Here is a 23,019-nt window from a genome sequence, read left to right as displayed (position 1 = left end):
GAGGCCTCGGGAACCACCTTATCTCCGGGATCGCCATGGACAGCGAGCTCTCTCAGGATCTCCGCGCGAGCGCCGCCCGACAGGCGCGCCTCGGCGACGTGGTCGACCACGCCGGGCACCTCCTGCCAGCGCAGGGGCCCATCGGCGTGTTCGTCCACCACAACACGCTGCACGCATTCCAGCACCTGCCGTTCCACGACGCGCTCGCCGCGGCGAGCGCCGTCTTCGAGGCCGAGCCGTACCTCTCGGAGGCGGATTACCGCGCGCACATCGCCTCGGGGCGGATCGGCGACGAGGACCTCGAGGCGGCCCTCGCCGCGCGCTTCGCCGCGCTCCCGGACGAGCGGCGAGGTCCGCTGTCCCGGCACGAGATCGAGCGGCTCGCGCTGCGCCATCCGATCGAGGCGGAGACCGCGGCGGGCCTCGCGTGGCGCATCTCCGAGGCGGGGGAGACGCGGAGGCTCCGGGCCGACGTCCCCGTCGAGCGGCGCCGGCGCATCCTGGAGAGCACGGAGCGCTGGCTCGAGGCGCGCCCCGAGGCCGCGGCGCGCCTCCGCGACCAGGGCGGCCTCGATCCGGAGCCGCGCGCCGCGCTCGCGCTCTGGGACGCGTGCCGCGCCGTGCAGCTGCCGCCCGCCCCGCCCGCGGAGCCGCCGCTCGTCGACCGCGTGGGCGAAGGCCGGTCGCACCGCGATCTGCTGCTCGCGCTGGCCGGCGAGGATCCGGCCGAGCTCGTCGATCCGCTCCTGATCCGGCTCCTCGCCGCCTTCTTCGACGAGGGCGTCGCGCACTGGGCGATGCCCGATCGAGCGCAGGGGCTGTGGCGCTGCTTCCGCGACATGGCGCTCGAGGGCGCGCGGCTCGCTGCCCCGGCCTTCCAGGGGCTCGACGAGGAGCTCCGTCAGCTCGACGCGGCAGGGCTCCCGCCGCCCGCGATCGCGGTCCGCGCCCTCGACGAGCTCGGGGTGCCCGAGGCTCGCTGGGAGGGATACGTGACCCGCGTGCTGCTCGAGCTCCCGGGCTGGGCCGGCATGATCCACCGCCTCGAGCACACGCCGAGCGATCGGCCCCCGGGATCGCCGCCCGCGTCGCTGGTCGAGTACCTCGCCGTCCGCCTGACCCTCGCCCGGTACGCGCTGCGCGACGTCGCGCGCCGGCGGCTCGGCTACGCGGGGCCCCTCGCCGGGCTCGTCGAGCACGCCCGGCGCGCCGCGCGGCCGCCGGCGCCGCCGCCCTGCTCGCCCGACCACGATCGGCCGTTCCGCCTGTTTCAGCTCGCGCAGCTCGCCGGCCTGTCGGCCGCCGAGATCGAGCCGCTGCCTGTGGCGGATCGCGTCTGGGCGCTGTCGGCGCTCGAGGCGTTCGACGCGTTCGCGCGGCGCCGCGTCCTGCACGAGGCCTACGAGCATCACCACCGGGTCGAGGCGCTGCACGGGATCGCCGTGAGCCTGCGCCGCCCGGAGGAGGAGCGCGCGGTGAAGGAGCCCCGCTTCCAGGTCGCGTTCTGCATCGACGATCGCTGCGAGGGGCTCCGGCGGCATTTCGAGGAGCTCTCGCCGCGGCACGAGACCTTCGGCGTGGCCGGGTTCTTCGGCGTGCCGATCCGCTACCGCGGGCTCGACGACGCCGGCCACGCGAGCCTGTGCCCGGTCGGGGTGGAGCCGGCGCACGAGATCGTCGAGCGGCCGCACGAGGAGGAGGCGGGCCGCCGAAGACAGGCCCGCCGCAGGCGCTGGGCGCGGCTCCTGCACACGCTCGGGCGCGGCTCGCACACCCTGGCGCGCGGCGTGCTCCTCACGCCGACCCTCGGCCTGCTCTCCACGATCCCGCTCCTGGGACGCGTCCTGTTTCCTCGGGCGACGGCGCGGCTGCGCCGCGCGCTCGAGCGGCGCCTGCTCCCGGCCGTGCCGACGCGGCTCCTCAGCCCGCACGACGAGGGATCCGCCGCGGCCGGCGCGGGGCGGCCGTTCACCGCCGCGGAGAAGGCGGCCCGGGTGGCCGTCACGCTGGAGAACATGGGGCTCACCCGCGGCTTCGCGCCGATCGCGGCGGTGCTCGGCCACGGATCGACCAGCGTGAACAACCCGCACCAGTCGGCGTACGACTGCGGCGCCTGCGGCGGCCGCCACGGCGGCCCGAACGCGCGGCTGTTCGCGGCCATGGCGAACGACCCCGAGGTCCGCGCCCTGCTCCGCGGCCGGGGGATCGACATCCCGGACGGGACCTTCTTCGTCGGCGGCATGAACAACACGACGACGGACGAGATCGTCCTCTACGACCAGCACCTCGCGCCGGCGTCGCACCGCGCCGAGCTCGCGGCGCTCTCCAGCGCCCTGGACGCGGCGCGCGCGCTGCACGCGCACGAGCGCTGCCGTCGCTTCGCGTCGGCGCCGGCCGAGGCCGGCCCCGCGCGGGCGCTCGCGCACGTCGAGGCGCGCGCCGCCGACCTCAGCGAGGCCCGGCCCGAGCTCGGGCACGTGACCAACGCCGTCTGCGTGGTCGGCCGCCGCGCGCTCACCCGCGGGCTGTTCCTGGACCGCAGGGCGTTCCTCGTCTCGTACGACCCGACCCAGGACCCGAGCGGCGCGATCCTCGAGCGCGTCCTGCTCGCGGTCGGCCCGGTCGGGGCGGGGATCAACCTCGAGTACTACTTCTCCTGCGTCGACAACCGCCGTTACGGCGCCGGCACCAAGCTGCCGCACAACCTGGTCTCGCTGCTCGGGGTCATGGAGGGATCGCTGAGCGACCTGCGCACCGGGCTGCCGAAGCAGATGATCGAGATCCACGAGCCGGTGCGCCTGCTCGTCATCGTGGAGGCGAGCGCGGAGACGGCCGCCGCGCTCTGCGCGCGGCAGCCGGCCCTGCGCGAGCTCATCTGCAACGGCTGGATCCAGCTCGCCTGCGTCGATCCGGACACGCGCCGGATCGCGCATTTCACAGGGGACGGCTTCGCGCCGTTCTCGCCCCCGGACGATCCTTTGCCCGAGGTCCAGCGCTCCGCCGACTGGTACGCCGGGCGGTCCGGCTTCGTCCCGCCTGCGCTCATCCGCGCCGCGTCCACGCGGCCACGCGAGGTCGCCCACCATGCTGTCTGACGTGCTGCTCGGCGAGCTCGCCGCGCTCGCTGTGCTCTCCCCGGCGGCGGCCTTCGCGGCGCTCGGGGCCTACCTGCTGCTCCTCCGCACGCCGAGCGAGCGCGTCGTGTCGCGCGCCGTGCTGTCCGCGCTCTCGGTCTCGCTCGCGGCGTCGCTGGCGATCTGGGGCTCGGCCGTCGCGGCGCCCTACGCGTTCCTCCCGGTGAAGCTCGGCCACTGGTTCGAGACCAGGAGCTACGCGTTCGAGCTCGTCCTGCTCGTCGATCGGCTGTCGGCGACGATGATGGTGCTCGTCTCGCTGATCGCGCTCACGGTCGGCCGGTTCTCGGTGGCGTACCTGCACCGCGAGCCGGGGTTCGCGCGGTTCTTCCTGCTCCTCGCGCTGTTCTCGACGGGCATGCTGGCGCTCGTGTCGGCGGGCACCGTCGACCTGCTCTTCGCCGGCTGGGAGCTCGTCGGCGTGACGAGCGTGCTGCTCGTGGCCTTCTTCCACGAGCGCGAGGCGCCGCCGCGGGCCGCGGTGCGCGTCTTCATCACCTACCGGCTCTGCGACGTCGGGCTGCTCGGGGGCGCGGTGCTCATGCACGATCTCGCCCACTCCTCGCAGTGGGGCGAGGTGTTCGGCGGCGCCCCCTGGCCCGGGGCCGCGGCGTCGCTCGGCCCCGGCGCGGCCACGGCGCTCGCGCTGTGCCTGTTCCTCGCCGCCATGGGCAAGAGCGCGCAGTTCCCGCTGGGGAGCTGGCTCCCGCGGGCCATGGAGGGGCCGACGCCGTCGAGCGCGCTCTTCTACGGCGCGATCTCGGTGCACGCGGGGGTGTACCTGATGCTGCGCGTGGCCCCGCTGCTCCAGCGCTCGCCGGCCGCGAGCGCGGTGATCGCCTGCGTCGGGGCGGCGACGGCCGTCTACGGCACGATGGTGGGGCGCGTGCAGGCGGACGTGAAGAGCGCCCTGGCGCACGCGACGATGACGCAGGTGGGGCTCATGTTCGTGGAGATCGGGCTCGGGCTCTACTGGCTCGCGCTCGTCCACCTGTTCGCGCACGCGTGCCTGCGCTGCCTCCAGATGCTGCGCGCCCCGTCGGCGCTCCGCGACGCGCAGGAGATCCGGGCCGCGCACGCCGGCGAGCCGCTGCCGCCCCTCGGGCTCGCCGCCCGCGTGCTGCCGGCGGCGCTCGTGCGGCGCGCGTACTGGCTCTCCCTCGATCGCTTCCACCTCGAGGCGCTGCAGGAGCGGCTCGTCGCCGCGCCGCTGATGCGCGTCGGGCGCGTGCTCGACCGGATCGAGCGCCGGTGGGTGGCGGCGCTGAGCGGCTGGCCCGAGCGCGCCGCCGCCGAGCCGGGGGAGCCGGACGAGCACGCGCCCGGCGCGCCCGAGCGCGCGATGGCCTTCGAGCCCGCCGCGAGCGACCGGAAGGGGGCGCGGACATGAGCGCCTTTCCGCTCCTCGGGGCGCTCGTCCTCACGCCGGCGGTCGCGGCGCTCTTCGCCTCCCGGTCGCGCAGCGACGAGGGCGCGCGCCGCGCGGCCGTCGTCGGCGCGGCGCTCACCCTGCTCCTCTCGCTCGCGCCGCTCGCGCTCTCGCGCGCCGGCGTCGCGCTCGCCGCCGGGGGGCCCGCCCTGCCGCTCCTCGGCGCGCGCCTCCGGCTCGGCGTCGACGGCTACACCATCGCCCTGCTCCCGCTGCTCGGCTTCGTCCTGCTCGCCCTGGTCGCCGCGGGTCCGCGCGCCGCGGTCGACCGGCCGGCCGCCACGGCGCTGCTCGCCACCGGGAGCGCCATCCTCGGCGTCTTCTGCGCGCTCGATCTCGCGGTGCTCGCGACGGCGTGGATCGCCGCGCTGGTGCCGATCGAGCGCCTGATCGCCAGGAAGGGCGGCGCCCCGGACCCGCTCCTCCGGCGCACCTGCCGCATCTTCCTGCTGGGCGGCACGGCGCCGCTCGCCCTCGCGATCGGCGCCATGGCGGTGCTCGCCGCGCGCCGCGGGGCGGCCCTGCCGTTCGACATCGACGAGATCTCCCGCGCCGGCGTCCCCGAGGCGTGGCAGTCGCCGCTCTTCGCGCTCGTCGGGATCGCCGTGCTGATGCGCATGGCCGCGGTGCCGTTCCACGGCTGGCTGCCCGTGCTGCTCGAGCGCGGGCCGCTCGGCGTCACCGTCCTGCTCGCCGAGATGCAGGTCGGCGTCTGCGTGCTCCTGCGCGTCGGCGCGGCGCTCTTGCCCGCGGGCTGCGCCGAGGGCATGCCCATCCTCGCCGTCCTCGGCCTGGTCAGCGCCCTGCACGGCGCCGTGCTCGCGCTCGTCCAGACCGATCTGCGCCGGATGCTCGGCTACCTCGTGGCGAGCCAGAAGGGGCTCGTGCTCCTCGGGCTCGCCTCGCTGAGCCGGGAGAGCGTGAGCGGCGCGCTCCTCCAGAGCGTCGCATCATCGATCGCGCTCACCGGGCTCGCGATGGTCGTCGGAGCGCTGGAGGCGCGCGCTGGCACGGCAGACACGCGGGCGCTCGGCGGCCTCGTGGCCCGGACGCCGCGCATGGCCGCCTTCTTCTTCCTGCTCGCGTGCGCGGCGATCGGGATGCCGGGGGCGCTCTCGTTCGTGAGCGAGGACCTGCTCCTGCACGGAATTTTGCACATCCATCCCGTGCTCTCGGTGCTGGCGCTGACGGCGGCGGCGCTCAACGGGATCACGCTGTTCCGCGCGTTCCAGCGCGTTTTCCTGGGCCCGCTGCGGCGCGACCTGCAGGGCGCCTCGCTGGAGGCGCTCCTGTTCCGCGAGCGGGCGTTCCTGCTGGCGACGGTGGCGCTCACCGTGGTGCTCGGCGTCGCGCCGGGGCGGCTGCTCGCGCTGCACGAGCCGATGGTCGACCAGGTCCTCCACGGCGTCGCCCGCGCCGCGGCGGCGCGCGCCTCGGCGGCGGCGAGCCGCCGCGCCGTCGCCGATGCTGGCCAGGGCTCCTCGTCCGCGAGGGCGGGCGTCACGGCGGGCCTCGCGGGCGCGCAGCGCGCGCCGGGGCCGGGCGCGGCTCAGAGCAGGTAGCGCTCCCCCGAGTCGGGCAGGACGGTCACGATCGTGCCGTGCACCTTGCGCGCGATCTCCACGGCGGCGTGGACGTTGGCGCCCGAGCTCGGCCCGACGAGGAGGCCCTCCTCGCGGGCGAGCCGCCGCACCATGCGGGACGCGCCCGCCTCGGTCACGGTGAGGATCTCGTCGATCAGCGAGCGCTCGAGGATCGCCGGCACGAAGCCGGGGCCGAGGCCCTGGATGCCGTGGGCGCCGGGGCCTCGGCCCGAGAGCACGGCGCTCTTCGCCGGCTCGACGGCGCAGATGCGGACCGCGGCGCCGAGCCGATCCCGGAGCACGCGCCCGCAGCCGGTCAGGGTGCCGCCGGTGCCCACGCCGGCGACGAACGCCGCGATGTCGCCGCCGGTCTGCTCGAGGATCTCGAGGCCCGTGGCGCGCGCGTGCGCGCCGGGGTTCGCCGGGTTCTGGAACTGCTGGCTCATCCAGGCGCCGGGGGTCGCCTGGCAGATCTCGATCGCGCGGGCGACCGCGCCGGCCATGCCCTGGCCCTCGGGCGTGAGGACGATCTCGGCGCCGTAGGCGCGGAGGATGTGCCGGCGCTCCACGCTCATGTCCTCGGGCATGACCACCACGCAGCGGTAGCCGCGCACGGCGGCGATCATCGCGAGGCTGATCCCGGTGTTGCCGCTCGTCGCCTCGACGATGGTCGACCCTTTCCCGAGGGCCCCTTCGCGCTCGGCGCAGAGCACCATGCCGAGCGCGGCCCTGTCCTTGACGCTGCCGCCCGGGTTCATCGACTCGAGCTTGCCGTAGATGACGCCGCCCCCCTCGGGCGAGATCCGGGCGAGGCGGACGAGCGGCGTGCCGCCGATGAGCGACAGCGCGTCCGGCACGACCGGACCGACGCGCACGGGGGCAGCGGGCGAGGGAGCCGAGCGCTCGCCGGGAGCGTCGGGCGGGCTCGGCGGGCCGCCGCCCGGGGCTCGAGGGGACGACATGACGCCAGTGTACACGTGAACAGGGCATCCTCGAGGAGGCCCCGGCCCTGACGCGCTCCGTGCCCCAGAAATCCCGCCAGGGATCGCTGGCGCGCGGCGTTAGATCGAGATCTCCGACAGCACCCCGTAGTGATCCGAGGCGGCGACGCCGTCCTCGATCTCCTCGAAGACGACCCGCGACGAGAGCGGCTTGCCGCGGCCTTGCTCGTCCGCGCCCCGGACGAAGATGTAGTCGATGCGGCGCGGGTACTCCTTCGTGATGGCCGCGAACGGGTTCCGCACAGGATCGAAGGTGAACCCGCGCCCCTTGCCCGCCTGTTCGAAGGTGTCGGCGAAGTACACGCTCTTCTGGTTCAGGCTCTGCAGCCCCTTCATGAACCGGATCTCCGCGGCCTCGGGCTGCGCGTTGAAGTCGCCGACCACGATGGGCGGCAGGCCCGCCATGGGCGCCTCGCGCATGACGATCTCGGCCACGGCCGCGACCTGCGCCTCGCGCACGACGCCGTGGTCGAACTGCCAGTCCAGGTGGGTGACGAAGAACGGGATCACGCCGCGCGGCGACGCGAGCTCGGCGAGCAGGATCGAGCGCTTCTGGTCGGTCTCGCCCGTGGGCAAGGGGAACGCCTGGCTCCGCCCGATCGGCCAGCGCGACAGCACCGCGTTGCCGAAGAGCACGCCGCCGCCGAGGTCGTGCGCCGCGCCGAACGCGATCTCGTAGCCGAGCCCCTCGGCGATGTCGTCGGCCAGCGACCGGCCCTCGTACGACATCACCTCCTGGAGCCCGACCACGTCGGGAGCGAGCTCGCGAAGCCCCTTCCGGATGAGGGCGAGGCGCGCCTCCCACGGGTCGTGGCGGTTCCAGATGTTCAGGGTGAGCACCCGCAGGGAGCTCCGGGCAGCCGCGCCGGAGCCGTCGTGCGCGGCGCCGCCGGCCCCGGAGACTTCTAGAGGACGATCCATACCGACGGGCTACGCCAGCTGCGCGTCCGAATCCAGCCGTGATACGAAGGGGCCCGGCGCAAGCCGCTCCCCTTCCGGCGCGGAAGGGCGATCTTGACCGGGAGAACCCTGAATGATCGCGTGTGCTCCTCGAAGGGGGCGGCCTGGAACGGCCTCCTCCCGATCTCGAACCCCGCTCCGCCTGGCCGGGGGCCTGCTCCTGCTCGCGCTGCTCGCCGGCTGCGAGAGCAAGATGGACCCGAAGGAGTGCGACAAGCTCCGCGGCGACGCCTTCGAGATGGTGAACAAGGCGCAGCACTGCAACACGGACGCCGACTGCCGCCAGAGCGAGTGGCCGGGCTGCGCGAAGCCCATCAGCAATGCGACCTTCGACAAGATCAAGCCCCTCGCGGACAGCTACAAGACGGGCAAGTGCGAGGAGCCCAAGGTCGACTGCAAGAGCCCGCCGGAGTCCTACTGCAAGCAGGGGCTGTGCGTGCACCGCGAGCTCGGCACGACCGAGGGGGCGGGCAACACGCCCACCGACCAGATCCAGATCCAGTGATCGCGGCCGCACCGCCGGGCCGCGAGCGCCGCGGCGGCGCTGCCCGGCGGCGCCGCGCAGGCCGCCGTGCCGCGCCGCCGGGCGCGAACCGGCGCGCCGCCTCGGTACGCGCTTGACGCGCGCACCCGCAGGGGCCACGGACGCGCCGTGAGCGAAGGCTTCTATCGCGGCAAGCGCGTCGTCGTGACCGGCGCCGGCGGGTTCATCGGCAGCCACCTCGTCGAGGCGCTGGTCCGGGAGGGCGCGCGCGTGCGGGCGCTCGTCCGGTACACGTCGGGCTCGCGGCGCGGGCACCTCGACCGGCTCCCCGAGGACGCCCTCGCGCAGGTGGAGGTCGTCCCCGGCAACGTCGAGGACGCGGGCGCGGTCCGGTCGCTCGTGCGCGGCGCCGACGTCGTGTTCCACCTCGCGGCCCTGATCGGGATCCCGTACTCGTACGTGGCCCCGCAGCAATACGTGGCGACGAACGTGCAGGGCACGCTGAACGTCCTCGAGGCGGCGCGTGAGCACGGCGCGCGCGTGGTCCACACCTCGACGAGCGAGACCTACGGCACCGCGCGCTACACGCCCATCGACGAGGCCCACCCCCTGACCGGCCAGTCTCCGTACTCGGCCACCAAGATCGGCGCCGACAAGCTCGCCGAGAGCTATCACCTCTCCTTCGGCCTCGAGGTCGCGACCATCCGGCCGTTCAACACCTACGGCCCGCGGCAGTCGTCGCGCGCGATCATCCCGAGCGTGATGCAGCAGCTCGCCGCAGGGAGCGCCGCGATCCGCATCGGGAGCACCGCGCCCGTGCGGGACCTCAACTTCGTGACCGACACCGTCGCCGGCTTCCTCCTCGTCGGCTCGAGCGCGCGGGCCGTGGGGCAGACGCTCAACGTGGGGAGCGGGCGCGCCATCTCCGTCGGCGATCTCGTCCGGCTCATCTTCGAGGTGACCGGCAAGCGGGCGGAGCTCGTGACGGACGGGGCCCGGGTGCGCCCCGACGCGAGCGAGGTCATGGTGCTGCTCGCCGACTTCCGCCGCGCCGCGGAGCTCGTCGGCTACGCGCCCCGCGTGCCGCTCGAGGAGGGGCTCGCGCGCACGTACGCGTATATCGAGCGCCACCTCGCCGATTACCGGCCCCGCGAGTACGCGATCTGACGCACGACGCCGCGCCGGCAGGGCGGGCGCCCCGCGCGCCGGCCGCGCGCCGCCGGCGGGATGGATGGAACGCCATGTGGAAGATACCTCTCAGCGATCTCTCGTTCGGGCCTGAAGAAGCGGAGGCCGCGCGCGAGGTCGTCGCGTCGGGCTGGCTGACGATGGGGGAGCGGACGGCGCAGTTCGAGCAGAAGCTCGGCGAGGCGCTCGGCACCCCGCGGGTGCTCGCCGTGACGAACTGCACCGCCGCGCTGCACCTCGCGTACACGGCGCTCTCCGTGGGCCCCGGCGACGAGGTGATCTGCCCGAGCCTCACGTTCGTGGCGACCGCCAACGCCGCGCTCCTGTGCGGCGCGAACGTCGTGCTCGCCGACATCGTCGGCGATGGCGACCTCGGGGTCGACCCCGCGGACATCGCCCGCAAGATCACCCCGAGGACGCGGGCGATCGCGGTCGTCCACTACGCCGGCTATCCCTGCGACATGGACGCGATCTCCGCGATCGCGGCCGAGCGGGGGATCGCCGTGGTCGAGGACGCGGCGCACGCGCCGCTGGCGAGCTACCGCGGCAGGGCGCTCGGGACGCTGGGCGACGTCGGCTGCCTGAGCTTCTTCTCGAACAAGAACCTCGCGGTCGGCGAGGGGGGCGCCGTGATCGCGAAGGACGACGCGCTCCTCGCGCGCATGCGGCTCCTCCGCGCGCACGGGATGACGACGCTGACCCTCGACCGGCACAAGGGGCACGCCTTCACGTACGACGTGATGGCCGCGGGCATGAACTACCGCATCGACGAGATCCGCAGCGCCATCGGCGTCGTGCAGCTCGGCCGGCTCGCGGCGGGCAACGCGCGGCGGCGGGCGCTCGCGGCGCGCTACCACGAGCGCCTCGCCGGCGTGCCGGGCGTCGGGCTCCCGTACCGCGACTTCTACGCCCGCGGGGTCGGGGAGAGCGCGCACCACCTCATGCCGGTGCTCCTGCCCGAGGGCGCCTCGCGCGAGGCCGTGATGGAGGCCATGAAGGCGCGCGGCGTCCAGACGAGCGTGCACTACACGCCGATCCACCGCTTCTCGCACCACGGCGCCTCGGACCGGGTGCGCAAGGAGGGGCTCGCGCGCACGGACGCGATCGCCGGCCGCGAGCTCACGCTCCCGCTGCACCCGCGCATGCCGGACGCCGACGTCGACGCCGTGTGCGAGGCGCTCGCCGCGTCACTCCGGTAGGTACCGCTGCCGGTGCTCCTCGAACTCCTCCTGCGCCTCGGCGAAGTCGTCGCTCCTGCCGATGTCGAGCCAGTGGCCCCGGAAGGGGAAGGTGGCCACCTGCTCGCCGGCGTCGAGCAGCGCGTGCATGAGGTTGTCGAACCCGAACGGCCGGCCCTCCGGGATGAAGCGGAGCACGGCCCGGCTCATCGCGTAGATACCCATGCTGACCCAGAACGTGTACGTGGGCTTCTCGCGGAAGCCGACGACGCGCCCCTCCGGGCCGAGGTCGAGCACGCCCAGGTCGATCTTCGAGGCGCGCTCGCAGACCGCGACGGTGAGCGGCGATCCGGCCGACTCGCCCGTGCGGTGGAGCGCCGCGAAGTCGAGATCGCAGAGGATGTCGCCGTTCATCACGAGGAAGCGCTCCGGCAGGTCCCGCTCGATGACCCGGAGCGGGCCCACGGTCCCGAGCGGCGCCTCCTCGCGCTGGTAGGAGATGCGCAGCCCGTACCGGCTCCCCTCGCCGACGACCGCCTCGATGAGGGCGGCCTGGTGGCCGACGCACATCACCACGTCGGTCACCCCGGCGCGCGCGAGCTGCCGGAGGAGGATCTCGACGATGGTGTGATCGCCGATCGGCATCAGCGGCTTCGGGATCAGGGCGGTGTAGGGGCGGAGCCGGGAGCCTTTGCCGCCGGCGAGCACGACTGCCTTCATGCGGTGACGTATACCCACGCGCTGCTCGGACGGGGGACCATTCCGCAGAATTTCGCGCTCGTCCGGCCCGCCGCTTCCTCTCCGATTGACTCTCTTCCAGCTGCTCTTTAGTGATGGAGAGCGTCCCGCGGCAGGTCAGCCCCTGCGCGGCGCGGTTCAACCTTCACAGGCGGCTTGGGCAGCAATCATGACGATGGTACCCCCGTCCCGTACCCCCGGAAGGAAGCGCCGGAAGCTCGGATATCGCGGCAGCGGCACCTTCGCCATGTGCAGCGCCGGCCCGCACCCGGGCGGCCCGCTGTTCCGGCAGCTCTGCACGCTCGCCGATCGCTTCTCCGCGTGCGAGGACGACCCGGCCGCGGCGCAGATCGGGAGCGTGCTCTCGCTGCTCGCCTTCTACGCGACAAAGCCGAACGACCGGGATTTCCGGCTGTCATTCGGCTCCTTCGTCATGGATCTCGCCGTCGCCGACGAGGAGCGCGCGCGGGCTCGGGCTCAGGGGGGCGGGCCCATCCCCTACCGGCGCCCGCTCCTGGCTCGTTGACCTGGGCTGCTGATGAGCGCTCGAGAGTTACCCACGCGCCCGGCGGGGCGCAGCAAGCGGACGACATCGGCCTCGGTCGTGCTGATCGTGAGCGCGAGCGAGCAGCTCGCGGAGCGCTGCCGCCGGCTGGTCTTCGTCGAGGGCGCCGACCTGCTCGCGTGCGATCTCGTGTCGCTGCGCGGGAGCGCGGCGTGGCTGCACCCGCTGGCCATCGTGATGACCCAGGACGTGCGGGCGTTCGATCCCGAGGGGTTCATGGAGCTGTCGCGGCGCATCGGCGCCGAGCTCGTGGTGCTCCCGTCCGAGACCGTCTCGGACACGCAGCTCACCGCGATGATCACCGCGGCGCTGGACATCGCTCAGCGGCGCCGGACGGACTGACGCCAGGCGAGGCCGCCGGACCGACGGACGGCCGGCGGGCGCGTCACTCGCGCGGCGGGAGGACGTCGCCGGACTTGCTCGCCAGCAAGCACCCCTCGTCGAGGCCGAGCTTGCACGCCTTCGTGAACAGCTCGACCGCCTTCTGGGAGTCGCGCTCTACGCCCTCGCCCTGCGCGTGGAGGTGCCCGAGCTCGACGCAGGCGAGGGCGTTGCCGCGCTCGCAGACGCGCTGGAACAGCGCGGCCGCGCGCCCGGGATCGGCGCTGGCGCCCTGGCCGCGGAGGTAGGCCCTGCCGGCCGCGAGGCACCCGAGGTTCGCGCCCGCGTGGCACGCGCGCGCGTGCCAGTAGAGCGCCGCCTCGTCCGCATCGCTCGCCCCATCGCCCCCGTCCGCGCGCGCGAGCCGGTCGTGGTACGCGTCGCCGAGCCGCAGGCAGCCGCGCGCGCTCCCCTCCGTGCACGCCTCCTGGAACAGCCCCACGGCCCGCTCCACGTCGATCGAGACGATCTCTCCGCCCAGGTACATCGACCCGAGCGTCACGCAGTCCTCGATCTGGTGGTCGGCGCAGCCGTTCGTGCAGCCGATGAGATCGTCCCGCTCGCAGGGCAGCCGGAGCGGCGGTGGGGGGGGCTCGGCCGGCGCCGCGGCGGGCGGCGCCGCCGCGGGGGCAGGCCGGGTGGGTTCCGCGGCGTGGCGCGGCGTGGTCGCGGCCGCGCCGCCGCAGCCGCAGAGGAGGAGCGCGCCGACGAGCATCTGGGCGAGTTCGCGCACGTGCATGCTCGAACTCATGACACACCGCTCGACCTCCCCCAACGCTGCCCGCCGCTACGTTCGTCCCGGACGCGCTGACGGGAGCGGACGCTCCGGGCTGGTCCCCGGCCGGGCCTCGGTGTAGACGGAGCCGATGCCGCTCATGAGCCCTCCTCCGCTGCAAACGCTCGACGAGCCCAACCTCGAGGCGCTCGTGGAGCTGATGTTCCTCGCGGCCTTCGCCGACGGCGAGTTCAGCCAGGAGGAGAAGGTGCATTTCTCCCGGAGCGTCGAGTCGCTCACGGACCGCCGCATCCCCCAGAGCACGATGGATGAGCTCATCCGCACCGTGGTGGAGCAGCTCCAGAAGGAGGGGCGGGCCGCACGGCTCGCGTCGCTCAAGGAGCGGCTCGCCACCCCGCAGGCGCGGAAGGTCGCCTTCTCCCTGGCCGCCCAGGTCGTGGTCGCCGACGGGATCGTCAGGAACAGCGAGCGCGAGCTCCTCCTCGACGTCGCCGCGGCGCTCGAGCTCGATCAGACCGAGGCGGCGGACGTCGTGCGGAGGCTCGCCGCCTCCTGAGCGCCCGGCCGCCCGCGGCGCGCTGCGCCCGGGGCGCCCTGGGGTCGACCCTGCCGCGGGGGCCGCTGCAGGGCGAGGCGAGCGCCGCGGGGTGAACGGGCGCCGTCGTTTTCGGTTACGATGGCGTCCGCCGTGACCTGGTCCTCCACTGGCAGTTTCCTGCTCCCGTTTCCCGTGCCGGGCTCAGCGCTGACCTCCACCCGGGGCACCTACGTGATCGGAGCGCTCATCGGCGACGGTCAGTATGGCTCGGTCTACGAGTGCAGCGGGCCGTTCGACCAGGTGTACGCCCTGAAGATGCTGCGGCCGGCGAACAAGCCCTACCAGGTCGTCAAGGAGGAGTGGTCGCGCGAGATGCTCCGCCTGGAGAGCTTCCGCCACCCGAACATCGTCTACATCCACGATGCGTTCGAGGTGAACTACCTCTTTTACCTGGCGCTCGAGCGGTGCGACACGAGCCTCCGGGCGCTGCTCGGCACCCCGTTCCAGCCGCCGCTGCTCCTGGAGCTCGCGCGTCAGCTCCTCATGACGCTGCAGTACCTGCACGACAACGGCGTCGTGCACGCCGACCTGCACGCGGGCAACGTGCTCATCTCCCAGCTCGACCACAAGCCGCTCGTCAAGCTCACCGACTTCGGCGTTGCCCACCAGCTCGACGGCGTCACCCGCTGGTTCCGCCCGCAGGTCGCAAACCCGAAGATCCTCGTGCCCGAGCTCGTGACGGCGGGCTACACGACGACGCAGAGCGACCTCTACCAGCTCGGGCTGCTCATGTACCAGATGCACACCGGCCAGCCGGCCATCGACGTGAACGCCCCCTACGAGGAGATCACGCGGCAGATCGCCGAGGGCGCCCCGCGGCAGAAGGCCGAGGCGCTCGGCACGCCGCTGAGCCAGGTGATCGCCAAGCTGCTGCGCCGCCGCGACGCTTACCGCTACTACTCCGCGCGCGACGTCTGGGACGACCTGCGGCAGCTCCGCTGGGCGTAGCGCAATCTCCGCTGCGCCCGTCGCGCGTTCCGGGCTACACCTCGCCGCATGGTCGCCTCCGCCACGCCACGCGTCGTCTCGCTCACGCCCGCGGTGTTCCACCTGCCGGACGCGGTGAACCAGGTCTCGCGCACCTACGGGGAGAGCCCGATCGTCCCGCGCGGACCCCGGCTCCGGCCGCTGCTCGACCGCGCCCGGCGCGGCATCGTCGAGGCCCTCGGCGCGCCCGGCTACGAGGCGATCCTCCTCACGGGCTCGGGCTCGACGGCGATGGCCGCCGTGCTCGGCTCGTGCCTGCGGCGCGACGAGCGGCTCCTCGTCGTCCGGAACGGCGCCTACGGCGACAGGATCTTCGAGTTCGCCGGGGCGCTCGGCCAGCCGGTCCTGGACATGTGCCTGCCCTACGGCGAGCGCCCAAATCTGGCGAAGATCGAGGCCGTCCTCGCGGCGAACGAGGTCGACGCGGTGGCCATGGTCTACGGCGGCACGTCGACGTGCACGCTGAACCCCGTGCCCGAGGTCGGTGAGCTCGCCCGGAAATACGGCAAGAAGCTGCTCGTCGACGGCATCAGCGCGCTCTTCGTCGAGCCCTTGGCCCTCGAGGGCTCGGGCATCGCCGCGGTGATGGGCTCCTGCAACAAGGGCCTCCACAGCCACCCGAACCTGACCATGGCGCTGGTCCGCAAGGACCTGCTCGCCGAGATGGAGCGGATCCCCCCGCGCGTCCCGAGCCTCGAGCTCCACAAGACCTGGCGCGCCCAGCAGGGCGGCGCGCACCCGTACACGATCGATCCGATGAGCCTGAGCCAGGTGATCGCGGCGCTCGATCACCTCGCCGCTACCGGCGGCGTCGCCGGGCGGCACGCCGTCTACCAGGCGCGCTGCGCGATTTTGCGGCCGGGCTACGAGCGGCTCGGGCTGAAGATCGCGCGCTGGGAGAACATGCCGCTCCAGTCGATCGGGACGGCGCTGCACCTGCCGGCGCGGAGGACGTACGATGAAATGGCGGGCCGGCTCGCCAGCGAGCCGGTCGACGGCCACGTGTTCGAGATCTACGCGGCCCAGGGGAAGCTCTCGAACCAGCTGTTCAGGATCTTCCACATGGGCGAGTACCCGCTCGAGGTCTACGAGATCTTTCTCAAGGCCCTCGCGCGCGTCATCTGAGCCAGGCGCCCGCGGCTCACGTCGCGCGGCGACCGCGGCTCACTTCGCCTCGGTCTTCTCGGCTGGCGCGGCGGCGGGCTTGTCGCTCTTGGCCGCGTCCGGCTTCGCCGCCTTGTCGGCCGCCGGCTTGGCCGCCTTGTCGGCGGCGGCCTTCGTCTTTGCGGCCTTGTCGTCCGCGGGGGCGGCCGCGTCGTTGGCGGCGTCGCCGACGCCGAGCAGCTCGATGTCGAAGACGAGCGTCGACTTGCCCGGGATCTTCGGCGGGCTGCCCGACTCGCCGTAAGCGAGGCGCGAGGGGATCGTGAGCTTGCGCTTGCCGCCCACCTTCATCCCGACCACGCCCAGGTCCCAGCCCTTGATGACCTCGGTGTTGCCGATCGTGAACTCGAACGGCTCCCGGCCGACGGACGAGTCGAACTCGGCGTTGGTCTTCAGCAGGCGCCCCGTGTAGTGGACGCGGACCCTGTCGCCGTCCTTCGCCTCCTGGCCGGTGCCCACGACGATGTCCTCCTTGATGAGGTCGGCCGGCTCCGGCACGGCGGGCTGCACCTTCGGCACGGCGCTGCCGGGGGGCAGCTCCGGCTCGGGGACCTTGTCCTCGCAGCCCGCGACCGGGCCGAGGAGGACAGCGCAGGAGAGGGCGAGGACGATTTGGAAAGGCTTCATGGCGCCACGTCTTACGCACCCGGCGCGGCCCGATCAACGGTCTCCCGCGGCGTCCGTGGCACCGGCGGGCCGGGTTTCTCGTTGCAGCGCTCGTGCCCGCGCGGTTAGGGTGCGGCCACCTTGGCTCGCGCGTTCTCCGTCGCTGCCCTGGCGATCGCCGAGGGAGGCGCCAACGCCGTCGGCGCCGTGCGCTTCACCTGCGCCGAGGCGGAGCTCGAGGTCGAGCTGGTCCGCGTCGCCGGCTACGCCGAGGGGTTCGCCCTGGGCGCCGTGGCGGCGCCGGTCCGCTTCGGGGTCCCGTACACCGCGATCCGCGGCCTGTTCCGGCGCGGCAAGGCGCTCTGCGTGGCGCTCGATCCGTCCGCGTGCTCGCCGCACAACTGCTTCGTCCTCGCGCGCTTCGAGGGCGATCTCCCCGGCGTGCCCGGCGTGATCTCGCCGACGGCGATGGAGGCCATGGAGAGCGCCTACCGCGCGCGCGTCCACGCCCGCGTCGCGAGCTGGGTCGCGCCGGCGCCGCTCGGCGTGCTCGCGGCCGCCCTGTCGCCCGACTACCTCGCGAGCGGCCCGCTCGGCACCGCGTCGCTCGCGCTCCTCGTAGCGCTCGCGACGTGGCTCGCGCTGCGCTTCGCCGCGCGGCTCGCGACCTGGGGGGGGCCGCCCTCGGACCGCCTGCGCGACGCGCTCGTGGAGGAGCTGTCGCGCCGCATGGGCTTCGCGTCGGAGCGGCTCGCGGCCTCGACCCCCGGCGCGCCGGCGCCGCCCGTGTTCGCGCCCCGGCCGACGCCGCTCGCCGCGCGGCCGGGGCGCGAGCGCGGCGGCGAGGACGGGCTCGACGCCCTCCCGCTCCGGGCGCGCGTGCTCGTGCCCGCGGCGCTCGCCGTGGTCGGCATCGTGGCGACGATGGCGTTCGTGCAGCGGTTCGCGGCGCCCCGCGACCTGCCGCCGGCCGAGCGGCAGGCGGCGCTCGGCGTCGGGCCGGCGGCCCGCGGCGCCGCCGCCGCGCTCCTCGCGGGCGAGGCCCGGGAGCGCGCCGAGCCGTCGTTCCCGCACTGCCTCTGCGAGCGCGCCGACTCGCCGCTCTGGCAGCAGGGGGTGCCCATCCTCAGCGTCCTCGGTTCGACCGGGCCCGACGACGGCGCCGGGGTGATCGCGCCGATCCTGAAGCGCGACCGCGCGGAGGACGACGAGGCCGCGGCGGAGCCCGGCGAGAGCGGCGCGGAGCCGGGCGCGGCCGCGTCGGGCGACGCCGGCGCGGCGCCCGGCGACGCCGGCGTCGACGGGGGCGGGCGCGCGCGGCGGCCGGCGCGCGGCCGCTACGACTTCGAGCTGGCGGTCGTCAACAACAGCGGCGCTCCCGTGCGCGACTTCCGCGTGCTGCTCACGTTTGCGCGGCGCAACCGCCGCGGCGAGCGCGCCGGGATCACCGAGCGCGGGCTGTTCTGGGAGGGCGCGCTCGCGCCGGGGCGCGCGGTGAAGTGGCATGTCGAGGCGCCCGGGACGGAGGTCAAGATCGAGCCCGGGGTGACGGGCATGCTCGACGGCGAGACCGGGGTTGCGTCGCCGGACGCGTTCTTTCAGCTGACGCGCGCGCGCTACCGGGTGGTGCGCATCCACGCGGCGATGATGCTCGCCTGGCTCCGCGACCCGCGCGCCCGCGACGCGCTCCTGTCGCTCCTGCCCGCCGCGTCCGGGGAGGAGGAGAAGCTCGAGCGGATCCGGCGTGCGACGGCCGACGTGGTCCCGTGCTCGGTCGCGGTGGCGGAGGGCCGGCTGCGCGCGTGCCTCTTCAACGGCGGCGTGGCTCCGCTGCGCGGCGTCACGCTGCGCGAGGTCGCGGCGGGCGAGGGCGGGGCGCCGCGCGCGTGGCCCATCGCGGCGACCCTGCCGGTCCACGAGGGGGTGGAGGTGACGTTGCCGCTCGAGGGGAGCGCGGCGCCCGAGGAGCTCGAGGTGGTGCCGCAGGGGCGATGAGACGATGATGGGGGGATGAAGAGGGGCTCCCGGGCCGCGCTCGCGCCGGTCGCGGCGCTCGCCGCCGCGCTGGCGCTGCTCGCCGGGGCCGGCGAGGCGGCGGCGTGGTCGCCGCTCGATCTCGAGGTCGTCCCCCGCTGGAGCGAGCTGCCGGTCCGCTACCACATCAACCACAAGACGATCCCGGCGCCGCTCTCCGGCTTCGCCGCCGCCGCCATCGAGGCCGGGTTCGCGGCCTGGTCGAGCCCTGCGTGCACGGCGTGGGCGACCGAGCTGCTCGGCGACACGGACGCCGGCTACGACTTCGACGACGGCAGGAACGTGTTCCTCTGGATCAGCGACAGCTGGCCTGCCGAGCTCGGCCAGGTCGACTCGGTCATCGCCGTCACGATGCCGGTCTGGGATCCCGACAGCGCCATCGACGACGCCGACATGGTGTTCAACAACGTGGGCTTCTGCTGGGACGACAGCGGCGAGGGCGACTGCATCGATCTGCAGTCGATCGCCACCCATGAAGAAGGGCACTTCCTCGGCCTCGGCCACTCGAACGTGCGCGGCGCGACGATGCTGGGGACGTACCGGGGCGGCACGTCGGCGCGCACCCTCGAGGGCGACGACATCGAGGGGCTCTGCGCGCTCTACCCGATCGGCGGGACGACCGTCGCGAGCTCGGGCGGCGGCGCGGGGTGGGGCGGCGGCGCGGGGGGGGGCGGCAGCGCAGGCTGGGGCGGGGGCGCAGGCGGGGGCGGCGCGGCGCCGGATGCCGGGGATGGGCCGAAGAGCGGCGGCGTGAACGACGCCGAGGGACGCGACGCCGGCTGCTCGTGCTCGGGTGGCGGCCGGCTGCCGGGCGCTCCGGGAGCGCTGTCGCTCGCCGCGCTCGCCGCGCTGCTGTCGCGCCGGCGCCGGTGCGCTGGGTCGACGCCGCGCAAATGACCGCCGATGCCGCGCGGATTGGGCCCGGCACCGCGCGAACGGTGGCCGGCGCGGCGCGATCGGCGGCCCGCACCGCGCGAACGGCGGCCGGCGCCGCATGATCCGTGGCAGGGGCCCGGGGCAAGAGAGCGAGCGCCCGGCGCGGTCGCGCCCGCTTTACAACCCAGCGCAGCCGGGGCAAACGTCCCGCCATGCCCGAGCCGAGCACCGCAGCATTCGACGCGGAGGTCGCGCGTGCCCTCCGCTCCCTCGAGGCCGACAGCGCCGTTCCTGCCCTCGATCCGCTCGGCGATCCGGCCGGCGCGGCGCGCGCGCTCTCGGCAGAGGGCGACGGCGCGCCGCTGCTCCTGCGCGCGGCGCCCGAGCTCGGCGCGCCGCAGCGCGACAAGGACGCGCGCTTCGGCCCGGCCCCGCGCGACCCCGTCTGGCTCCGGATCGAGCGCGGCGCCAGCGCCCTCCGGCTCGCGCCGATGCGGCTCGCGGGCGCCGGGCGGCCACGGTCCGGGACCGCCGGCGCGGCCGGGGCAGGGGAGGCGGCTGGGGCAGGGGACGGCGCGGCCGAGCCGCGCGACGCGGTGCGGGTCGAGTTGACGTCGGCGCAAGGGCCGTGCTGCTCCGCCCCCTCGTGCACCCGCGAGCGGACCCACGTCGCCGCCTGGCTCGTGCTCGCCCCGCCCCCGCGCTCGCCGGCGCCCGCGCGCGCCGTGGCGGCGCAGCGCCTGCTCGTCGCCGAGGCGCAGGACCTCGATCCCGGCCCGGCGGAGGCGCTCGTCGAGTCGGTGGCGGCGCCGCTCGCGGCCGCGCTGCGCGTCCCGCTGGTCACGGCGCGCGGGACCGAGCCGCCCGGCGCGATCGCGCCGCGACCCCTCCCGGAGCCAGCGCCGGCGCCCGCGCTGACGGCCGCCGCGCTGGCGCGGTTCGCGATCCGGACCGAGGGGGAGCTCCTCGTCCTGCGCGACCACGCGAGCCAGGGGCCGCGCGGGTCCGCGACCCGCAACGCGCTCATCGGCGCCGTGCTGCTCGTCGCCGCGCTCGCCCTGTGGGTCCAGGTCATGCGGAGCGCCTCCGCCGGCGACAGCGGCATCGCGATCGGCGTCGGCAGCGCCGCCGCCCTGCTCTCGCTGGCGGGCTACGCCTTCCTCGGCGTCGCCCGGTTCTCGTCCCGGTATGCGGCGCGCTCCGCCCCGGTGGCGTCGTTCGGGCCGGGCCGCTTCGTCGTCGCCCCCTGGGTGAGCCGCACCGGCGCGATCGATCTGCGCCCCGAGGGCAGGCTCGGGGCCGCCATCTCCGCGGGGGAGGTCCACGCCGTCCGTGTGCAGTCCCGCGGCGACCGCTTCGCGGTCGAGATCGACACCGACCACGGCCCCATCGACGCGCTCCTCACCGACCGCGAGGACGTCGCACGCTACTGGCGCGACGCCATGGATCGCGCCGTCGCCTCGGTCCGCCACCCCGGCGGCCCTTCCGCCAAGCAGCGCCTCCGCGCGCGCTCCCAGGCGCAGCAGCCCGCCGCGGCGAGCTGAGCCCTCACCCCCAAAAAAGTTGTCCGCCGCGGCGCCCCTCGAACGTCGCAGGGGTCGAAGTACCCGGGAAGGAGCACGACCATGAACGAATTTATGTACTTGTTCCGCGGCAGCGACGTTTCCGGCTCTCCGGCCGAGATGCAGCAGCACATGGGGCGGTGGACCGCGTGGGTGAAGGAGCTCACCGAGAAGGGGCACCTCAAGCGTCCCGGCAGCCCCCTCGAGCCCACCGGCAAGGTCGTCCAGGGCAAGCAGAAGGCGGTCGTCGACGGGCCCTTCGCCGAGGCGAAGGATGTCGTCGGCGGCTATCTGGTCCTCGAGGCCGAGGATCTCGCGCACGCGGTCGAGCTCTCGAAGGGCTGCCCGATCCTCGAGCGCGGAGGGAGCGTCGAGGTGCGACCGATCTTGAAGCTGAGCCGGTAGTGGATCCGGTCGACCCCGTCTTCCGGCGCGAGGCTGGGCGCATGCTCGCCACGCTGACGCGCCTCTTCGGGGTCCACAACCTCGCGCTGGCGGAGGACGTGGTGCAGGACGCCCTCTGCCGCGCGCTGGAGGTGTGGAAGTTCCAGGGGGTGCCCGAGAACCCGGCCGCCTGGCTCATGGCGGCGGCGAAGCACCGCGCGCTGGACGTCCTCCGGCGCGAGCGGACCGCGCGCACCTTCGCGCCCGAGCTCGGGCGGCTGATCGAGGGGGAGCGGGCGCTCGACCCCGCGGTCGACGAGCTCTTCGGGGCGGCTGCGATCCGGGACGATCAGCTGCGCATGATGTTCTCGTGCTGCCACCCCCGGCTGCCGGAGGAGGCGCAGATCGCGCTCGTGCTCCACGTCCTCTGCGGCTTCAGCGTGAGCGAGGTGGCGGGCGCGTTCCTCGCCACCGAGGCGGCCCTCGAGAAGCGCATCTCCCGGGCGAAGAAGGTGCTCGCCGGCTCGACGCGGCTGTTCGAGCTCACGGACGACGCGTTCTCTGCCCGGCTCTCGGCGCTCCGCCGCGCGCTCTACCTCCTCTTCAACGAGGGCTATCACGGCGCCTGCGCGAAGGAGGCCGTCCGGGTCGAGCTCTGCCGGGAGGCGATGCGCCTCACCGCGCTCCTCCTCGAGCACCCCCCCTCGTCGACGCCCGCCACGCACGCGCTCGCTGCGCTGATGTGCCTCCACGCGGCGCGCCTGCCGGCGCGCGTCGACGCCTCCGGCGACCTCACCTCGCTTCTCCACCAGGATCGATCGCGGTGGGATCGGCGGCTCCTGGCCGAGGGGCAACGGCTCCTCGACCTTTCGGCCGAGGGGCCGGAGCTGACCGAGTACCACGTCGAGGCCGCGATTGCGGCGGTCCACGCGCGCGCGGCCCGGCCGGAGGACACGGACTGGGGGGCGATCGTGGCGCTCTACGATACGCTGATGGCGATCCGCCCTTCACCGGTCGTCGCCCTCAACCGCGCCATCGCCGTCGCGCAGCACGAGGGGCCGGAGCGCGGGCTCGAGGAGATCGGCGGCATCGAGGGCCGCGAGTGCCTCGCCGCGTATCCGTTCTATTTCGCGGCGCTCGGCGAGCTGGAGCTCCGCCGCGGCCGGCGCGAGATCGCGACCCAGCACCTCCGGGAAGCGCTCGCGCTCGCCCGCAACGCCATGGAGCGCCGGTTCTTCGAGCGACGCCTGGGGGCGTGCGGCGACGGGCCTCCTTGACGCATCCATCCAGCGCGGCGTTCAGCGGCGCCGGCCTCCGGCACATGCTGGCATGTGACCGGCGCATGCCAACATGTGTCAGGCGGGCCCGATCGGGCGGAGGCTGAATTGGCGTTTCTTATCGTGAATTCGCGCGGATTCGTCGAGATGGAGG

Annotated in this window: 21 protein-coding genes; 16 read left to right on the top strand and 5 right to left on the bottom strand. The window is 74.4% G+C overall.

The features are described from left to right. Positions 1–35 precede the first annotated feature (35 nt). The 3 genes from NQZ70_RS30080 to NQZ70_RS30070 are packed head-to-tail and all read left to right on the top strand — an operon-like array spanning position 36 to position 6,125. Entirely contained in the window at positions 36–3,095 is a 3,060-nt protein-coding gene (locus NQZ70_RS30080; protein ID WP_129577295.1) for a YbcC family protein, read from the top strand. Beyond that, on the top strand, positions 3,085–4,524 hold the full coding sequence (locus NQZ70_RS30075; protein ID WP_129577294.1) for a proton-conducting transporter membrane subunit: 1,440 nt from the start codon (positions 3,085–3,087) through the stop codon (positions 4,522–4,524). Before NQZ70_RS30080 ends, NQZ70_RS30075 begins: the two co-directional genes overlap by 11 nt. Continuing rightward, complete coding sequence (locus NQZ70_RS30070; protein ID WP_272826021.1) at positions 4,521–6,125, top strand: NuoM family protein; 1,605 nt, start codon at positions 4,521–4,523, stop codon at positions 6,123–6,125. Before NQZ70_RS30075 ends, NQZ70_RS30070 begins: the two co-directional genes overlap by 4 nt. Here NQZ70_RS30070 and cysK read toward each other — a convergent pair. Together cysK and NQZ70_RS30060 are read right to left on the bottom strand one after the other, a co-directional pair. Continuing rightward, positions 6,113–7,003 carry a cysteine synthase A gene (gene cysK / locus NQZ70_RS30065; protein WP_129581653.1) on the bottom strand — a complete coding sequence of 297 codons (891 nt, stop codon included), beginning with the start codon at positions 7,001–7,003 and terminating at the stop codon, positions 6,113–6,115. The two genes, NQZ70_RS30070 and cysK, sit on opposite strands and share 13 nt — an antisense overlap. A 204-nt stretch (positions 7,004–7,207) precedes the next feature. Then, positions 7,208–8,068 carry an endonuclease/exonuclease/phosphatase family protein gene (locus NQZ70_RS30060; RefSeq protein ID WP_237244171.1) on the bottom strand — a complete coding sequence of 287 codons (861 nt, stop codon included), beginning with the start codon at positions 8,066–8,068 and terminating at the stop codon, positions 7,208–7,210. Positions 8,069–8,180: 112 nt separating this feature from the next. On the opposite strand from NQZ70_RS30060, the gene NQZ70_RS30055 reads away from it, so the two are divergent. The 3 genes from NQZ70_RS30055 (at position 8,181) to NQZ70_RS30045 (ending at position 10,978) form a co-directional block, all read left to right on the top strand. After that, entirely contained in the window at positions 8,181–8,612 is a 432-nt protein-coding gene (locus NQZ70_RS30055) for a hypothetical protein (protein WP_129577293.1), read from the top strand. Between the two features lie 147 nt (positions 8,613–8,759). Beyond that, positions 8,760–9,758: an SDR family NAD(P)-dependent oxidoreductase gene (locus tag NQZ70_RS30050; RefSeq protein WP_129577292.1), complete on the top strand. Its 999-nt coding sequence runs from the start codon at positions 8,760–8,762 to the stop codon at positions 9,756–9,758. A gap of 74 nt (positions 9,759–9,832) precedes the next feature. Then, a complete protein-coding gene (locus NQZ70_RS30045; protein ID WP_129577291.1) occupies positions 9,833–10,978 on the top strand; it encodes a DegT/DnrJ/EryC1/StrS aminotransferase family protein in 1,146 nt (381 codons plus the stop codon). Here the strand turns inward: NQZ70_RS30045 and NQZ70_RS30040 are convergent. Continuing rightward, the gene (locus NQZ70_RS30040) at positions 10,967–11,677 is read right to left on the bottom strand and encodes a nucleotidyltransferase family protein (RefSeq protein ID WP_129577290.1); all 711 of its coding nucleotides are present in this window, start codon (positions 11,675–11,677) and stop codon (positions 10,967–10,969) included. The genes NQZ70_RS30045 and NQZ70_RS30040 overlap by 12 nt on opposite strands. 187 nt (positions 11,678–11,864) lie before the next feature. Here NQZ70_RS30040 and NQZ70_RS30035 point away from each other — a divergent pair, with 187 nt between their 5' ends. Both NQZ70_RS30035 and NQZ70_RS30030 read left to right on the top strand, forming a co-directional pair. Further along, positions 11,865–12,221 (top strand): hypothetical protein, encoded by a 357-nt coding sequence (locus tag NQZ70_RS30035; RefSeq protein ID WP_237244170.1) that lies wholly within the window; start codon positions 11,865–11,867, stop codon positions 12,219–12,221. Positions 12,222–12,233: 12 nt separating this feature from the next. Further along, complete coding sequence (locus tag NQZ70_RS30030; RefSeq protein WP_237244169.1) at positions 12,234–12,602, top strand: hypothetical protein; 369 nt, start codon at positions 12,234–12,236, stop codon at positions 12,600–12,602. A gap of 43 nt (positions 12,603–12,645) precedes the next feature. On the opposite strand, the gene NQZ70_RS30025 is transcribed toward NQZ70_RS30030, so the two are convergent. Beyond that, entirely contained in the window at positions 12,646–13,380 is a 735-nt protein-coding gene (locus tag NQZ70_RS30025) for a tetratricopeptide repeat protein (protein WP_129581650.1), read from the bottom strand. A gap of 136 nt (positions 13,381–13,516) precedes the next feature. Here NQZ70_RS30025 and NQZ70_RS30020 point away from each other — a divergent pair, with 136 nt between their 5' ends. The 3 genes from NQZ70_RS30020 to NQZ70_RS30010 all read left to right on the top strand — a co-directional run bounded on the left by NQZ70_RS30020 (position 13,517) and on the right by NQZ70_RS30010 (position 16,087). Continuing rightward, on the top strand, positions 13,517–13,933 hold the full coding sequence (locus NQZ70_RS30020; protein ID WP_129577289.1) for a tellurite resistance TerB family protein: 417 nt from the start codon (positions 13,517–13,519) through the stop codon (positions 13,931–13,933). 132 nt (positions 13,934–14,065) lie between these two features. Further along, positions 14,066–14,923 (top strand): protein kinase domain-containing protein, encoded by an 858-nt coding sequence (locus NQZ70_RS30015; protein WP_237244168.1) that lies wholly within the window; start codon positions 14,066–14,068, stop codon positions 14,921–14,923. 48 nt (positions 14,924–14,971) lie between these two features. Then, a complete protein-coding gene (locus tag NQZ70_RS30010; protein ID WP_129577288.1) occupies positions 14,972–16,087 on the top strand; it encodes an alanine--glyoxylate aminotransferase family protein in 1,116 nt (371 codons plus the stop codon). Positions 16,088–16,126: 39 nt separating this feature from the next. Here the strand turns inward: NQZ70_RS30010 and NQZ70_RS30005 are convergent, their stop codons facing one another. Then, positions 16,127–16,753 (bottom strand): FKBP-type peptidyl-prolyl cis-trans isomerase, encoded by a 627-nt coding sequence (locus NQZ70_RS30005; protein WP_129577287.1) that lies wholly within the window; start codon positions 16,751–16,753, stop codon positions 16,127–16,129. A gap of 120 nt (positions 16,754–16,873) precedes the next feature. Here NQZ70_RS30005 and NQZ70_RS30000 point away from each other — a divergent pair, with 120 nt between their 5' ends. The 5 genes from NQZ70_RS30000 (at position 16,874) to NQZ70_RS29980 (ending at position 22,865) form a co-directional block, all read left to right on the top strand. Further along, positions 16,874–18,727 carry a hypothetical protein gene (locus tag NQZ70_RS30000; protein WP_129577286.1) on the top strand — a complete coding sequence of 618 codons (1,854 nt, stop codon included), beginning with the start codon at positions 16,874–16,876 and terminating at the stop codon, positions 18,725–18,727. A 15-nt stretch (positions 18,728–18,742) separates the two neighbouring features. Continuing rightward, the gene (locus tag NQZ70_RS29995) at positions 18,743–19,663 is read left to right on the top strand and encodes a matrixin family metalloprotease (protein ID WP_272826015.1); all 921 of its coding nucleotides are present in this window, start codon (positions 18,743–18,745) and stop codon (positions 19,661–19,663) included. 191 nt (positions 19,664–19,854) lie between these two features. Further along, positions 19,855–21,186, top strand: coding sequence for a hypothetical protein (locus tag NQZ70_RS29990; protein WP_129577285.1), 1,332 nt, complete (start codon positions 19,855–19,857; stop codon positions 21,184–21,186). A gap of 81 nt (positions 21,187–21,267) precedes the next feature. Further along, entirely contained in the window at positions 21,268–21,609 is a 342-nt protein-coding gene (locus tag NQZ70_RS29985; RefSeq protein WP_129577284.1) for a YciI family protein, read from the top strand. Beyond that, the gene (locus tag NQZ70_RS29980) at positions 21,609–22,865 is read left to right on the top strand and encodes a DUF6596 domain-containing protein (protein ID WP_324293028.1); all 1,257 of its coding nucleotides are present in this window, start codon (positions 21,609–21,611) and stop codon (positions 22,863–22,865) included. Before NQZ70_RS29985 ends, NQZ70_RS29980 begins: the two co-directional genes overlap by 1 nt. The last annotated feature ends 154 nt before the right edge of the window (positions 22,866–23,019 follow it).

This window comes from Sorangium sp. So ce836 (assembly GCF_028553905.1).
In the GTDB taxonomy this organism is placed as follows: domain Bacteria; phylum Myxococcota_A; class Polyangia; order Polyangiales; family Polyangiaceae; genus Sorangium; species Sorangium cellulosum_D.
This window is presented reverse-complemented; position numbering and strand designations above follow the sequence as displayed.

Excerpts from the sequence above, each read along its gene's own strand:
- NQZ70_RS30060 (WP_237244171.1), bottom strand. The coding sequence starts at position 8,068 with ATGGATCGTCCTCTAGAAGTCTCCGGGGCCGGCGGCGCCGCGCACGAC.
- NQZ70_RS30045 (WP_129577291.1), top strand. The coding sequence starts at position 9,833 with ATGTGGAAGATACCTCTCAGCGATCTCTCGTTCGGGCCTGAAGAAGCG.
- NQZ70_RS30030 (WP_237244169.1), top strand. The coding sequence starts at position 12,234 with ATGAGCGCTCGAGAGTTACCCACGCGCCCGGCGGGGCGCAGCAAGCGG.
- NQZ70_RS29990 (WP_129577285.1), top strand. The coding sequence starts at position 19,855 with ATGCCCGAGCCGAGCACCGCAGCATTCGACGCGGAGGTCGCGCGTGCC.
- NQZ70_RS30025 (WP_129581650.1), bottom strand. The coding sequence starts at position 13,380 with ATGCACGTGCGCGAACTCGCCCAGATGCTCGTCGGCGCGCTCCTCCTC.
- NQZ70_RS30005 (WP_129577287.1), bottom strand. The coding sequence starts at position 16,753 with ATGAAGCCTTTCCAAATCGTCCTCGCCCTCTCCTGCGCTGTCCTCCTC.
- NQZ70_RS30010 (WP_129577288.1), top strand. The coding sequence starts at position 14,972 with ATGGTCGCCTCCGCCACGCCACGCGTCGTCTCGCTCACGCCCGCGGTG.
- NQZ70_RS29985 (WP_129577284.1), top strand. The coding sequence starts at position 21,268 with ATGAACGAATTTATGTACTTGTTCCGCGGCAGCGACGTTTCCGGCTCT.
- NQZ70_RS30080 (WP_129577295.1), top strand. The coding sequence starts at position 36 with ATGGACAGCGAGCTCTCTCAGGATCTCCGCGCGAGCGCCGCCCGACAG.
- NQZ70_RS30070 (WP_272826021.1), top strand. The coding sequence starts at position 4,521 with ATGAGCGCCTTTCCGCTCCTCGGGGCGCTCGTCCTCACGCCGGCGGTC.
- NQZ70_RS30020 (WP_129577289.1), top strand. The coding sequence starts at position 13,517 with ATGAGCCCTCCTCCGCTGCAAACGCTCGACGAGCCCAACCTCGAGGCG.
- NQZ70_RS30055 (WP_129577293.1), top strand. The coding sequence starts at position 8,181 with ATGATCGCGTGTGCTCCTCGAAGGGGGCGGCCTGGAACGGCCTCCTCC.
- NQZ70_RS30035 (WP_237244170.1), top strand. The coding sequence starts at position 11,865 with ATGACGATGGTACCCCCGTCCCGTACCCCCGGAAGGAAGCGCCGGAAG.
- NQZ70_RS30040 (WP_129577290.1), bottom strand. The coding sequence starts at position 11,677 with ATGAAGGCAGTCGTGCTCGCCGGCGGCAAAGGCTCCCGGCTCCGCCCC.
- NQZ70_RS30075 (WP_129577294.1), top strand. The coding sequence starts at position 3,085 with ATGCTGTCTGACGTGCTGCTCGGCGAGCTCGCCGCGCTCGCTGTGCTC.
- NQZ70_RS29995 (WP_272826015.1), top strand. The coding sequence starts at position 18,743 with ATGAAGAGGGGCTCCCGGGCCGCGCTCGCGCCGGTCGCGGCGCTCGCC.